This is a genomic window from Ignavibacteriales bacterium (assembly GCA_016214905.1).
Classification (GTDB): Bacteria; Bacteroidota; Ignavibacteria; order UBA10030; family SZUA-254; genus PNNN01.
In genome coordinates, this window is sequence record JACRMQ010000007.1 from 90,790 (window position 1) to 106,149 (window position 15,360).

Consider the following 15,360-nt stretch of genomic DNA (forward strand, 5'->3'; position numbering starts at 1 on the left):
GAAAAATGTTCTATTCTATCCTATCCGCTGCCGCTTATGCAAATATTCAAAAAGAGCTTTATCGAATGGTGTTGCGGTGTCGAGCAGAACGTAATCTATATTGTGCTCGCGGCATTCTTTTTTATAATATTCGATGAATTTTCTCATTTCTTCCTGGTAAGCTTTTTGAATATGCCATGGCCGTGTCATCATTTCTTCGCCGGTTTCCAAATCTTTGAAGACGGCATCTTTTCCGAACGCAAAATTTCTCTCCAACGGATCGAGTATCTGCATTACAATCACTTCATTTTTCTTGTGCCTGAAATGTCTTAATGCCGACATCACCTCTTGTGGATTATCAAAAAAATCGCTGATGATGATTACGAGTCCTCGTCGTTTTATTCTCTCGGCAATTGTATGAAGCGAATTCGCTGTGGATGTTTTGTTGCTCGCTTTCAATTGAACAAGCTGATGCAGTATTTCTTTAAGATATGATTTTGTTGCGTGAGGTGGCATGTATAACCGCACACGTTCATCGTAAATTGTGAAGCCAACCGCGTCGCGCTGCTGAACCATAAGCTGCGCCAACGCCGCAGCGATATATGAACCATAGTTAAGTTTAGATATGCGGTTTTCCGAAGCATACGCCATTGATTTACTTGCATCAAGGATGATGTATGCTTTAAGGTTTGTCTCTTCTTCGAATTGTTTGATATAATAACGGTTGGTGCGGCCGAAAATTTTCCAATCGATCTGTTTTATCTCGTCGCCGGGCATATACTGGCGATGTTCTGCAAACTCTACGCTGAAACCATGGTACGGACTTTTATGCAGTCCGGTTATAAAACCTTCCACAACCAAGCGTGCAACCAATTCCATGTTGGCAAGTTTTGCAACAACATCGGGTTGCAAGTACTTAAGATAATCTTGCGGAAGCTGGTTCACTTCTTTCCGGTCTTATTATCTGTTGACAGTGCTGTTGTTTCGGTGCCGAACGCCTGTCCCGGATCTTTTCCCAGGGTTTCAAGTTCGAATTTTGCTGAAGCCGCTAGTTCATGCTCGGGATATTTTTGAAGAAAATTTTCGTAAGCAATTTTAGCGCTATCGAGAAGGTGAAGTTCATTATTGTAAACGAATCCGGAGAGGAACAGCATAGTTGGTGTGTGTTTGCTCGCGGGAAAAAGAGTTATGAAGCGATGATATGATTGAATCGCTTTGCGTGAATCTTTCATGTCATTATTATACATGAACGACAAGCGAAGGAGAGAGCTCTCGGCGTATGCCGTGGTTTGGAAGCGATCGATCGCTTCTTCATAAAGCTGTGCTGCGGTTTGAAAATCTTTTTTCTCTTCTGCAATTTTGCCTTCATTGTAAAGAGTGCTGTCGTTTTTTTTTGAACATGAAACAATTGCTAATAAAGCTATCATATATATAATGATTCGCATACCAATAAAAACCTTATTTATTTAATAGTTGATGGATTACTTATCTGTAAAGTAACAAATAGGTGGATGCTGGTCAAGTTTACTCTAAGCTGTCGAGCGCAAACTTCTCTTGTATTTTTCAGTAATTCAAAATCAGTTAACGGAAGATCCAAAAGGTTTTTTTGACCATCTATTTGTAAACTCATTCTGAATATTTAAAATAGCGGTGATGCTATACTTTAATTTTTGTGAATGTAGCTATTATCCATATTTTAATGCTTTGTTGGTTTTGATTTTTACGATCTATTTGTTTAAGTTTCTTCTCAATGGATTAAATTAACGGATAGAGATGCCCCATACCAAAATTTCATCAATAGGCGAATTCGGTCTTATAGATCGGATAAAGAAAATTGTCAACATCGAGATTGATGACAGATTGCTTATAGATGATTTATTGGTCGGAATATCCGACGACGCGGCAGTATTCAGACCAAAACCCGGCAAAGTGCAGCTACTCACTACCGATGCGTTTGCCGAAGGCATCCACTTCGATCTTACATTTACTTCTCTAAAACATCTCGGCTGGAAAGCTATCGCTGCTAACATAAGCGATATTGCCGCAATGGGCGGAATTCCAAGGTATGCAACGATGGCAATTTCACTTCCGCAAAAAATCTCTGTCGAAATGGTGGAAGAATTTTATCACGGTGCCGCAGCGGCATGTAAAAAATATTCCTGTAAAATTGTCGGAGGCGACACTGTTGCCTCAATGGCGAACACGATGATTACAGTAAGCATGACGGGCGAGGCAGATGAACAAAAAATAAAAACTCGCCGCGCTGCCACTCGGGGGCAATATTTATGTGTAACCGGACATTTAGGTGCGTCGGTTGCCGGATTAAAAATATTGACGCGTGAAAAGGAACGACTTGAACTTGCAAGCGATAAAGAAAAGTTTTTACCTAATTTAGAACCTTACTCAATCGCATTAGAGAAACATCTGATGCCGAAACCACGACTCGATATTTCCAAAATACTGACTGAGAAAGTAAAAATCGGCGCTATGATAGATATCAGCGATGGACTTGCCTCGGAAATTCATCATATCTGCAACAGCAGCAATATCGGAGCTGAGATTTACGAACATAATATCCCTCTTGATTCAATCACACAGAATATTTCGGAAGAATTTGGCGAACCGGCAACAGATTACGCGCTCTTTGGCGGCGAAGAATATGAATTGCTCTTCACTATCAGCGATGAAGAGTTTGCAAAACTCGAAAAATTGACAAGCGATGTTACAATAATCGGACGGGTTACTGAAAAAGAAAAAGGAATAACTCTTATACGCGAGCAAGGTGAAAAAGAACCGCTCCGATTTGGCGGATGGAATCATTTTGTATTTTAGATTTTGACATTCATTGGAAAAATAACTTTTTAAAAGGGCTCATTTATGATTACAAACCGTAGATCTTTTATAAAACAAGTAACCGGTGGTATTATCGGCACATGGGCTTTGGTTTCGGTTCCTGAAATCTCAAAGGCACGGTATATTATTTCGGGTAATCAACAAATCCCAATGGATGATGAACCATTCTGGAAAATTGTGAGGGACCAATTCCCACTTACACACGATCGTATTTATTTCAACAACGGAACAATGGGTCCTTCTCCTTTCGTTGTCCGAGAAGCAGTGAAAGGATTCATTGATAATATTGATGTATCCGGCGAGTACGGTGGGTGGGACACAGCACGTCCGAAACTTGCTAAGTTTGTGAACGTTGATGAATCTGAGATATCGCTAACGCACAATGTTACCGAAGGAATCAATGTTGTTGCTTGGGGTTTACCGCTGAAGAAAGGTGACGAAGTAATTCTAACCAATCATGAACACGCCGGAAACGCACTACCGTGGTTGAACAGGGCAAAGTACGATGATATCATTATTAAGATTCTGAAACCGGCACAAACTGCTTCAGAAAATCTAAACCGCATTAACGATCTGATAACAAAAAGAACAAGAGTAATTGCTATTCCTCATATCACCTGTACGATCGGACAAGTATTTCCAGCTAAAGAGATAACGAAACTCGGCCACGATAAACGTTTGTGGGTTTTCTTCGACGGGGCTCATGGTCCCGGTATGACGATGCTCGATCTCAAAGATATCGGGTGCGATTTTTACGCGACATGTTGTCATAAGTGGATGTGCGGACCCAAGGGCACCGGATTTCTGTTCGTTCGCAAAGAGATGTTAGATGTTTTGCAGGCAAAATGGATAGGTGGCGGTTCGGATATCGGTTGGGATATGACCGTTGATCCACCTGAATTCAAAGGATACGTAAACACCGCACACCGATATGATTTTGGAACTCAGAATGCCGCCATTTATCAGGGATTGAGCGCCGCGACAGATTTTCTTTATCACATAGGAATGGAGAATATTGTTCGCCGTGGAAATGCTTTGTCGGGTTATCTGCAGCAAGAATTGATGAAATTAGAAAAAGTTGAAATGCTCACACCTGTTGAAGAGCAGTCACGCGGTTTCGTTGTCGGATTCCGTCTGAAGAATATGTCATACGATAAGTTTGGAGAACATGCGACAAAAAACGGTTTTCGCATCCGGCTCGTTGGAGAGAACAATCTGAATTCTATCCGCATCTCGACTCATATTTATAATAACTTTGAAGAAGTGAATAAATTTATAGAAGTAGTAAAACAAATCTGAACCAGGATATTTTTGATTAGCGGATTACCATGATTCTAATCTGTTATGGTGATCCTTCTATTAAGATTCGGTCAACGGGGATGATGCAACGAATCATCAAATTTATCGTATTAAATGTAAGTTTCTATCATCCATAATAAATCAATATCAAAGGAACATTTCATGAATCGTTCTTTCAAAATCTTTCCGTATTTTTATATTCTCACATTTCTTGTATTCCATGATTTTATCATCTCCCAAAATAAATATCATTCGTATGATGAAATGACAAAACTAATCCATGCCTCTGTGTCTTCTCACAAAGATATCGCTAAAGTTGAGTCGATTGCGAAAACTATAGAGAACCGAGATATCTGGGCTATCGCTATTGGCGGAAAAGACGCAGATAGTCGACATGCGATTTTGGTGTTAGGTGGTGTTGAAGCAGAGCGGATTATCGGAAGCGAACTGTCTGTGAGGTTCATAAACTTCCTTCTTGATAATTACGGGAAAGTCGACAGCATTACTCAATTGGTGAACTCATCAACATTTTATATTCTTCCGCGTGTGAACCCTGATGCGAGCGAAGAATTTTTCAGAAAACCTTTAAATGAACGAACTCTCAATGCTCATCCAACCGACAACGACAGAGATGGGATTCTGGATGAGGATGGATTTGAAGATTTGAACGGAGATGGTTTTATTACAATGATGCGAGTTAAAGATAATCGTGGTGAATGGATCCCCCATCAGAACGATCCGCGCATTCTGCGTAAAGCCGATCCATCTAAAGGTGAAATCGGATTATATAAACTTTTCACGGAAGGAATCGATAACGATATTGATGAACAGTGGAACGAAGATGATCGTGGTGGAGTAGATTTTAATCGTAACTTCCCTCACAATTATCAATTTTTCAGTAAAGGTGCGGGACCTTATCAAATTTCCGAAGTTGAATCAAGGGCGGTAACGGAATTTTGTTTTTCACATCCTAATATAGCCGCCGTGTTCACATTCTCATCAAATGATAACTTGATGAATCCTTGGAAAAAAGAACAGAAACAAGGACCTCCCCCTTCAACCGAGGAACGATCCGGACGACGAAGAATAATGGATGATGAAGAGTCGGCACCGCGATTGATTACATCTGTGTTGGACGAGGATGAGCAATATTTTAATTTTATAAGTAAACAATATCAAGAGATAACAAAATTTAAAGGAGCTCCTCAAAGTACGAAAGGCGAAGGCGCATTTAGCGAGTGGGCGTATTACCACTTCGGCAGATGGTCTTTTTCAGTTAATCCCTGGTGGATTCCGGAGATCGGGCAGAAGAAAGATACATCAACTGTTGATTCGACAAAGATAAAAAAGGAAAATGACAAAAAGGGAATTGGTGATGAGAATAAAATAGACCTGAAAAAAGGGAAAGGTACTGATGAGAAACCGGATGAATATACAGGTCAGCTAAACGCGTTGAAATGGCTCGATGCCAATGGAATTAAAGACGGATTTATTAACTGGACGAAAATAAAGCACAAAGATTTTCCGGATAATGATGTTGAAGTCGGCGGTTTTAAACCGTACATCCAAACAAATCCACCGGCGGACAGCATTGGAACGATTGCAGAAAAAGAAAACACATTCCTGGCATGGTTGGGTTCTAAATTACCCGCAATTGAAATCAAGGACATAAAAATTAAGTCGCTTGACAATAAAGTTTACCGGGTTACCGCGTCAATCGTCAATAACGGTTATTTGCCAACAAACAGCGCGATGGGCAGTAAAGCACGTTGGCAGAGGAATGTTAAAGTATCAATCGGTTTATCCAAAGATCAAAAACTTTCTGCCGGAAAATTAATTAACATTATTTCCCCTATCAAAGGAAGTGGAGGAAGTCAAGAATTAACATGGCTGATAGTTTCTGCCGCAGGAGAGAAGATAACAATATCCGCAGAAAGTCCTGTTTCGGGAAGTTCAATTCAAATTATTACGTTGAAATAAGGAGATTATCATGATTGAAAAGATTATAAATATTGGAATAATTTTAACGATAAATTTTGGATTGGTAGTTTTAACTAACTCAATGTCATTCTGTAAGGCAGAAAAGGAATTAACACAAAGCTCACTCAAGGCTTTGGGTGCGCCTAATAATCCGAAGGTTGAAGTTTTTTGGAATCGCTATTACGACAGCAAGGAGATCGGCGAGATATGCAAAAGGATTGCAGAAGCATATCCGAAGTTGGCAAAGGTCAGCAGTATTGGCAAATCATATGAGGGAAGAGAAATATGGTTGTTGACTATTTCGAATTCAGAAAAAGGAAATCCGGATAAAAAACCCGCAATGTATATTGATGGGAATATACACGGAAATGAAATTCAAGGAGGTGAAGTTTCACTTTACACGGGGTGGTACCTAGCTGAGATGTACGGACACCTTGATTGGATTACACAACTCGTGGATGAGAAAACCTTTTACATCATCCCCACAATCAATCCCGACGGCAGATATCATTTTATACACGACGCGAACAGTCCGAATTCACCGCGTTCAGGTTTCGATCCGCGCGATGACGACGGAGACGGATTGATTGATGAAGACGGTGACGATGATCTTGATGGTAATGGCAACATAACACAAATGCGCATTAAAGATCCGAACGGCCGCTGGATAACCGATCCTGACGACCCACGAATTATGATTCAAGCGAAACCCGACCAAAAAGGAGAGTACGAATTAATTTGGACAGAGGGAATTGATAACGACGGCGACGGTCTGGTGAACGAAGATGATCCGGGTTCATACGATCCGAACAGAAACTGGCACTGGAAATGGGCACCGCAATATGTTCAGTGGGGTGCAGACCGGTACCCCGGCTCTTTGCCTGAAACCAGAGCCGTTGTTGATTTTGTTTCTAAGCACGACAACATCGCGGCATTTCAAACATATCACAACTCAGGCGGAATGATATTGAGGGGACCGGGAAACAAGGATGAGGTATCAACTTACAGGTGGGAAGATTTGCAGGTATACGATTTCCTCGGGAAATTAGGAGAGGAAATCTTGCCGGGTTACAGATATTTGATTGTCTATAAAGATTTATATCCGGTTTATGGTGGTGAACTTGATTTCTTCTATGGTGTGCGGGGTGGTATTACATTTTCAAATGAATTATGGACGTCTTTTGATTATTTCCGAAAAAAACAGGATGAAGAGCGCAGTTGGTTCGGCGGACAAAAGGAAACTTACCGGTTTGATAAACTTTTACTTTTCGGTGAGGGGATTGTCGATTGGAAATCTTACAATCATCCACAGTTTGGTATGATAGAGATTGGTGGAATAAAAAAAGCGTGGACTCGCACAGCGCCATCGTTTCTTTTGGAAGAAATGTGCCATCGAAATATGGCATTCACTCTTTACCACGCATATCACACTCCGCAGGTTCAAGTCGACTCTGTCTTCATAAAGGACTTGAAACAAGGTTTAACAGAAGTAACCGCTGTAGTAAAAAACTCGCGTATGATTCCAACTCACACATCGCAGGACATAGTAAATAAAATTTCACGTCCGGATTATATTAGTATAACAGGAGGAAAAGTGTTGTCGGGCGGAATTTTGGAAAATAGATTTACCGGCGAAGTTGTTGAACAAAAACGCAATCCTCAAAGTATCGAAGCAGAGAATATACCCGGGATGGGCGCGGTTTATGTTCGTTGGATCGTAGATGGTAAAGGGCCGTTTACAATAACCATTGATGCGTCTAAAGGCGGTATCAGTTCTAAAACTGTAAAATAAATATATTCACTCGTGAGACGCAGTGTTCATCTCTGCGTCTCGTGGGTGAAGCTCTTTTTTAGACTGTTAACTTCTGCAATTTTTAACTCCCTAAACTCACCCGGTTTTAAGTCTTTCAGATTCAAACATCCAATTTTAATCCGGATCAATCGCAATGTGGGATGACCTATTGCCGCAGTCATTTTTCTAACCTGTCTGTTTCTTCCTTCACGCAATACTATTTCAAGCCAGGCGGTGCCTACATTTTTCCGAAAACGTATCGGGACAGAACGTGGTGGAAAATCAGGTTCTACATCTAACAATCTTACCTCAGCCGGATAAGTTTTTCTCTTCTCAATTATTAAACCTTCTCTGAGTTTCGAGATCGATTCTTCGCTCGGAGTCCTTTCGACCTGAACAAGATATGTCCGAGGGCGGTGGTTTTTTGGATCAATGAGTTGATGTTTCAACAAATTATCATTCGTAAGTAAAAGCAAACCTTCGCTGTCGTAATCGAGACGCCCAACAGGGTAGACATCTTTAGGAAACGGACCATAATCTGAAAGAGTGTTCCTGCCCTCCACGTCTGTGAATTGAGATAATGTACCAAAGGGCTTATTGAATACGTAGTAATGATGATATTTTTGCGATAGAGTCAATTTTAATAAACCTGCAAAAAAAATTGAATTTCTTCTCTTTTGAGGTGACTTGACACACCTACGGTGACGATACACACAGAATACATCGCAGATTTTCTATTTATTGTCATAGAAAATTTACGAAAGCCAAAATTATGAAAGTAAAATATCAATTAAGGAGTACCAATCGGGAACAAAAGATTATATTCGAGCACTTACTGTTGAACGAAATTGAAAAACAACATTGGTTCTCGGTTGTTTACCTAAAACTCTGGAAATCAGTCGGATTAATTTGCACACAATAAATTAAGGAGTCGCTATGAAATTTTGGAAAATTTTTGGTTTCGCGTCGGGCATTTTGTTGATTACAATGTTTGCAAAAAAACACCGTGAACGATCGTGCTATACCGATGTTTTAGAAAAACGGTACGACACGGAAGATTTAATAACCGATCAAGAGCTTTGATTTTATTTACTTAGTGTCGAGAATAATCGGAAGCCCGTCTTTACCGCTTCCGATGATTACAACTTTAGCGTTTTGCGATTCGGCAATTTTCATCGTAGCTTCAATTCCCTTCCATCTCAACAACTGATCGCTAATTCCAGTTGCCACTATCTTCTGGAAATCTGCAATACCCTGCGCTTCTATTCTTTTCCTGTCTGCTTCTTGTTTTTCTTTCGTCAGAATAAATTCCATTCTCTGGCTTTCTTGATCTGCCCGTTGTTTTTGTTCAATGGCATCGGTGAGTTGTGAAGGAAGACCTACGTTGCGTAACGGTGTGGCTTCAATTATAATTCCTCTCGGAGCTACTACCTTTGCAAGCTCTGCCATGATTGCTTCTCCAAGCCGCTCGCGTTCTGTTGAATATAATGCGCTTGCTTGAAAACTTGCCGTTACCGCACGGCTCATTGATCTGAATTGCGGAATTAAAACAATGGTCTCGTAATCACCGCCAGAAATTGTTTTGTAAACACGTGCGGCTGAGTCCGGATTTAATCGGTAAAGGGCACTGATCTCAAGTCCGATAGTCAATCCCTCGCGAGAGAGTACCTGCATAGCTTCTTTATGCTCTTTAGTTTGAATCGAATATTTCTGAATCTTCGCCATCGGATTTACGGTATTTATCCCGGCTCCTAACGTACGATCCGAGACAATACCGAAGAAATCGACAACACCTACGTATCCCGCAGGTATAATGCTGAAAAATTGTGAGAGTGCAAGAATTACGGCAATCGCTGCGATAGTCCCGCTAACCATCATTCCGCTGCGAAACATAATATTGTGTTGTTGAACTACTTTTTTTCGCGCTGCTATCCACGCGAGTAATGCAACAAATGCTACAATAAGAAAAAATATGAAAAGCATGTTTTACTCCTTTATAAGATTAATAAATGTCCAATCCGTAAGAAGGTAAGAAAGTTACCTCAGATTAGCAATTCGAAAAACATTTTTTAGATATGTGTAATATTATTTTCCATTGTGCAACTGCCACAATTCGCTTAGGTTAGATCCACCAAATTTTATTAATCAAATCTTTCGCAATTTATCTCCCCTCTAAAAAGGAAAATTTTTCAAGGATGTAAAAGAATGAACAGAATAATGTCCGACATTTAGCTTGACTTAAGCGAGATAAATGTCGGACATTTATACAACCTTACTTTGACAAAACAGTTTTCTTCACGTCAGAATATATGCCTGCCCTCATCCGGATAAAATAGATTCCGCTGGGTAATTGTTGTGCATTCCAAGTGGCGGACTTGAATCCGGCAACCTGCAACTCGTCCACAAGTGTTGTTATTTCCTCACCAAGAACATTATATACCTTTAACGTTACCCAGCTCTCCTTTGGTAATTGATAATTGACAATCGTTGTTGGATTGAACGGATTAGGATAGTTCTGCTGAATGGCATACTCGGTCGGTATACATATTCCAAGATCTGTCACACCATCACCGAAGTCTGTGAAGAACGAAAATGTATCGGGTGAAGCAACAACATCATATCCATCGGTTGCTGAAACTGTCCAATTATAATATTGATGCATTTGTAATTGCGCTTCGATATCCATACTCACGGCTGTATCGCTTATACCTGTCAGCGTGGTGTCAATTCCAGGTCCTTTAATATTGATAGAGTAAAGAACTGAATCTTCAACGTCTAAATCTATCGACCTATTCCAGATAAATTCAATTGGTCCACCGTGTGGCAAGTAGAAAGTTGAGCCGTTACCCGGAAAACTTAAATTAACCGTTGTTGGTTTATGATTTATGATCGAGAATATCATGTTTGCCGATGTTCCGCCACCCGGTTCCGGATTCACGACCGATATATTTCTATCACCTAACATTGCATTCAGCTCAATAGAAATAAACGCGATAATTGTATCCGAACCATTATATGCTGCTGAATCGATTTTCATGCCCGCTCCAGCGTTGATTATTGTTTGACCGGGAATAAAGTTGCTTCCGACTAATACTACTCTCATCATCTGTCCACGATACCCGGAAGAGGGTATGATCGCAGTAAACGTTGGAACCGGATTCAGAGTAAGTGCGAACTTTACGAAAATTGAGTGATTGGCACTTACGTTATAAAATGTATATCCTGAAGTTGAATCCACAACCTCACCATCAACTAAAACCGAATCTACATGATAACCGATCTTAGGTGTTAATATAAATCGTTGGTCTGATCCATAATTTGCAACAACAACACCATTCGGAGTAATTGTACCGTTAGAATCAGCTGATGCTGTAATCGTAAATTTTGCAATTGAGAAGAATGCCGTTATCGAATGATTCGTGGTTATATTTATGAATATATAACTAAATGTAGAATCTACGCGGATTCCATCAACCACAACGCTGTCGAGTCGATAACCATTATTCGCAGCGATAATGAACTTCTGATCAACTCCTGAGTCTAGCCCTATCGAACCGGATGGACTAATTGTTCCACCTCCTATTGCAGATGCGGTAATTATATATTTGTTGATTGAGAAATATGCAACAATAAAATGATTAGCAGATACGTTTGTGAATGTATAACTCGCCAATGAATCTACTCGAATCCCATCAACCAAAATACTATCTGTTTTAAAATTAAGGTCAGGAGTTATTATAAATTGCCGGGATGAACCGTGAGTTACCCCTACCATTCCTACCGGGCTGATGCTGCCATTCGAACCGGCTGATGCAATAATAATGTAATTGTTGATAGCAAACTTCGCGTGAATAGTGTGGTTGGCCGTAATATTTGTAAATGTATAACTCGCTATTGAATCTACATGATTTTCATCCACGAATAAACTGTCGATGTGGTATCCTGCATCGGGTGAAATAATGAATTTTTGATTAGAGCCGTAAGGAATCGTAATATTCCCCGATGGATCTATCGTTCCACCCAATCCAGATGTTGCTGCTATAGTAAAAAGGTCAACCGAAAAGTTCGCAACAATAAAATGTTCCGATATTACATTGTCGAATGTGTAACTCAAAGATGAATCGACGCGAGCACCGTCGACCAACAAACTATCGAGATGATATCCGGTGGAAGGAGCGATAGTGAACTGCTGACTTCCTCCATGGTTTATTAAAATAGTGTCTGCAGGTGTAATTGAACCATTGCCCAATGCAGCGGCAATTATCCTGTATTTATTGATTGCGAATTTTCCCTCAATCGTATGATTTGTCGAGATATCTTTGAATGTATAAGAATCACTTGAATCAACAAAGATACCATCAACTAGAACAGTATCAACGTGATAACCATAGTTCGGTGTTAAAGTAAATCTCTGAGCCGATCCAAAAGTTACCAGAACAATCCCCATCGGATTTATTGAACCATTTGCGCCGGCAGTCGCCGTGATATTATAGATGTTGATTGAGAAGTATGCTGTAATTGCATGGTTCCCGGTAACATTATTGAATGAGTAAGTTGAAGCTGAATCAACGTGCAAACCATCGACCAATAAACTGTCAAAGTGATAGCCGGTATTGGGATTGAAATAAAAATCTTGGTTCGATCCGTACGATGTAATCACCGACCCCGAAGGAGTAATTACACCGTTCCCATTGACAGATGCAGTGATTGAATATTTATTGATGGAGTAATATATATGAATTGAGTGGTTCGCTGTGATGTTGGTGAATGTATAATTAGTGCTGGAATCTACAATAGAACCGTCGACTTTTACACTGTCGAGATGATAACCGAGTCCGGGTGCATATGAGAAAGATTGACTCCCGGCATATGCTACCGAAACAGCACCCGACGGAGTTATTGATCCGCTACCGGTGATCAACGATGTTATTGTATATTTATCTATTGAAAAGTATGCAGTAATTGTGTTATTGGATGTAACGCCGCTAAAACTATAATTTGATCTTACTCCCTGATTCACTCCATTCACAATTACACTATCGATATGATAATGTATTGATGGAGTAATCGTATAACTTTGAGCACCACCGCGAGTAACAAATGTTTCTCCGGATGGTGTTATTGTTCCGCTTCCAACAGCGGAACTTGTAATTTTCCATTGAGTTAAAACTGCTGAAGTGACTTCATCGGCACCCATATAAGGATATGAACTATTTCTAGCTTCTTCATCAAAGTCTGTAGAGACTGCAACAAGCGGCGTGCCTGATAAATTATTATCTCCAATTGAAACGCTGGCAAGATGTAAATTTCCTATTGCTGCATCTGCAAACGAAACAGGCACATTCATGGAATTAATATCCAAACCCGATCCTGATTTCCACTGTGCGAATGATGCGGCAGTTGTGCCGCCATCATAACTTCCCAAAATATTCGGATCGGATGAGTACAAAACATTGTAATCACTTGTCAGATTTAGCTGGTTGTTTATCGCGATAGCGGGATGTTTCCCCGTCCCACCCGAACGAACATTTGAAAAAATATTATTATTCAAAATATTTATACCGGGGTATTCTCGGAAAAACGCCGCCGAGTTACTGCTTCCCGAATCTACACTACCTCCGATGTAAACGGTATTATAATAGAAGTTGCTATTACCGGACGGCTTATATATTCCGGCGATGTTGTAATTGCCGTTTTCGTACGATCCCAAACTAATCATATTGTTTATGTAATCACCGAATCCGGCCGCGATCTGAATTCCGTAAATTGTAGAGCCGGGATTGGAGTTTGCAAGTTGGATGTTATAAACTTTATTCCTGTCTATTGTAAGTGTTCCACCCGATGTTCCGCTCGATTGTATACCTGAAGCATCAAGGGTGTCGACGCCGGAATTATTCTGAAATAAATTATACACAACATTGCGAGAAATTGTTGAACCGCTTTGTAATGGTAAACTCGTCATGATTCCAACCAAACCGGATGTCCGCAAGGAAGAATATGTATTGAGGTCATGTATAGAATTATTTTCTATTTTATACAAAGATAGACCGCCATTTTGGTAAATTCCACGTGTACCTGAATTGACATGAGAAGAGTTATCGGTAATATTGCTGATTGAATTGTTCATTATCCTTATCAAACCACCCGTTCTATTTGCATCACTGTAAATACCAGAAACTCGACACGTAATAATAGTTGGTGCGTTTATTAAACTGTCTATGATATTTCCCGATATAGTTCCTATTTCATAATCAGCATTACCACCGGTTACATAAATTGGTCGTAAATCACCGTAACCCGAAGTCCATAAAACATTTTTAATAATATTCCCCTGAATAGATGAAGCGATACCGCCGGTTCCGGCATTCAAGTAGATTCCAAAAAAATGTCCGCCCGATTTTGTCCATGTTCCATTTACGTTTTCAAAACTTCCACCGATTCTATTTCCGGAAATTGTGAAGCTATGTCCTGTATTATTATTGTTGACTGAAAATATTGAATACTGATCCTGCCCCGAAGTAAACGGACAATAAAAATGATTATTGCTTATAGTATAGTTACCACCCAAATATGCAGATGCTCTGAAATTAATCCCATAATTTGTGAAACCGTATATGCGGGAATTAGTGAATGATAGATTATCATTCTCAGCACCTAACGTTCCATCGATGTAAATGGCGTTGTATGGATTTCCACCGCTGCTGTTTAGAATGTGACAATTGTCGATACTGATGTTATCGTTGCCCGTTGTCCCCGAGCTGTTAGATATGACAATTACCCCAGATGAAGTTGATGTGTTTATTCCCTCTACAAAGATATAGTTGACCGAGTTATTCAAAGCATCGTTTATAAATCTGATTGTAGGATTAGTCGCGTTAAGATTGTTGAAACGAAGATACATCCCACTACCGGAAAACCTGCCATCGATAGTCACATTATCTGCTCCAGAAAAATTCACTAGAGGGGCTGCAACGTTTCCCGAAATTAACCTCTCTGTTGTTCCATCGGATGTAATTGTCACCGATGAATAATTCGAACTGCCTGTACCGCTTGCAAAAAGGACTGCAGATCCCGTTTCAGTAATATCGGACGTTATAACCAGATTAATATCACCAGTTAGCGTTCCATTGTTGATAGCGTTAAAAGCCGTCGCTAGTTTTGTGTATGTTTGTCCGGAACCGACGTATGTTTGTGCAGACAAATTTAAAACAGCTCCGATGAATATGAACAAAAGCGTAAGAATTTTGATAGTTTTCAAGTTACGAATCATAATAAAGATTTCAGAATAATAATTGTGAAAAATACGATGAGCAGTCAACGGCATCATATCCGTCCGCGTCTCGGGAAATTATGAACCTAATTTAAAAAAACTTTCTATAACTCAAAGTGAAGTGTGTCACCAATCTCATGCTTTTGAAATCCTCAAAATCCGACTGATTTCCTATAAAACGGGTCTT

The 15,360-nt window shown here is 40.0% G+C and carries 10 protein-coding genes; 5 read left to right on the forward strand and 5 right to left on the reverse strand.

Annotation, left to right across the window (positions count from 1 at the left end):
• Nucleotides 1-15 precede the first annotated feature (15 nt).
• Both HZB59_07665 and HZB59_07670 read right to left on the reverse strand, forming a co-directional pair.
• Nucleotides 16-858, reverse strand: coding sequence for a DUF58 domain-containing protein (locus tag HZB59_07665; GenBank protein MBI5021294.1), 843 nt, complete (start codon nt 856-858; stop codon nt 16-18).
• Between the two features lie 62 nt (nt 859-920).
• Complete coding sequence (locus HZB59_07670; protein MBI5021295.1) at nt 921-1,424, reverse strand: tetratricopeptide repeat protein; 504 nt, start codon at nt 1,422-1,424, stop codon at nt 921-923.
• A 328-nt stretch (nt 1,425-1,752) separates the two neighbouring features.
• Here HZB59_07670 and thiL point away from each other — a divergent pair, with 328 nt between their 5' ends.
• From thiL to HZB59_07690, 4 genes are all read left to right on the forward strand, one after another.
• Nucleotides 1,753-2,811, forward strand: a complete 1,059-nt coding sequence (thiL, locus tag HZB59_07675) for a thiamine-phosphate kinase (GenBank protein MBI5021296.1) — start codon at nt 1,753-1,755, stop codon at nt 2,809-2,811.
• Between the two features lie 45 nt (nt 2,812-2,856).
• Nucleotides 2,857-4,131 carry an aminotransferase class V-fold PLP-dependent enzyme gene (locus HZB59_07680; GenBank protein ID MBI5021297.1) on the forward strand — a complete coding sequence of 425 codons (1,275 nt, stop codon included), beginning with the start codon at nt 2,857-2,859 and terminating at the stop codon, nt 4,129-4,131.
• 162 nt (nt 4,132-4,293) lie between these two features.
• Entirely contained in the window at nt 4,294-6,111 is a 1,818-nt protein-coding gene (locus HZB59_07685) for a hypothetical protein (protein ID MBI5021298.1), read from the forward strand.
• A 10-nt stretch (nt 6,112-6,121) separates the two neighbouring features.
• Nucleotides 6,122-7,903 carry a peptidase M14 gene (locus HZB59_07690; GenBank protein MBI5021299.1) on the forward strand — a complete coding sequence of 594 codons (1,782 nt, stop codon included), beginning with the start codon at nt 6,122-6,124 and terminating at the stop codon, nt 7,901-7,903.
• Nucleotides 7,904-7,929: 26 nt separating this feature from the next.
• On the opposite strand, the gene HZB59_07695 is transcribed toward HZB59_07690, so the two are convergent.
• Nucleotides 7,930-8,541, reverse strand: a complete 612-nt coding sequence (locus HZB59_07695) for a pseudouridine synthase (GenBank protein MBI5021300.1) — start codon at nt 8,539-8,541, stop codon at nt 7,930-7,932.
• 298 nt (nt 8,542-8,839) lie between these two features.
• Between HZB59_07695 and HZB59_07700 the strand changes: the two genes are divergently transcribed.
• A complete protein-coding gene (locus HZB59_07700; protein MBI5021301.1) occupies nt 8,840-8,986 on the forward strand; it encodes a hypothetical protein in 147 nt (48 codons plus the stop codon).
• A 6-nt stretch (nt 8,987-8,992) separates the two neighbouring features.
• Here the strand turns inward: HZB59_07700 and HZB59_07705 are convergent, their stop codons facing one another.
• Both HZB59_07705 and HZB59_07710 read right to left on the reverse strand, forming a co-directional pair.
• Complete coding sequence (locus HZB59_07705; protein MBI5021302.1) at nt 8,993-9,796, reverse strand: prohibitin family protein; 804 nt, start codon at nt 9,794-9,796, stop codon at nt 8,993-8,995.
• A 379-nt stretch (nt 9,797-10,175) separates the two neighbouring features.
• Entirely contained in the window at nt 10,176-15,173 is a 4,998-nt protein-coding gene (locus tag HZB59_07710) for a T9SS type A sorting domain-containing protein (protein MBI5021303.1), read from the reverse strand.
• Nucleotides 15,174-15,360: the final 187 nt, after the last annotated feature.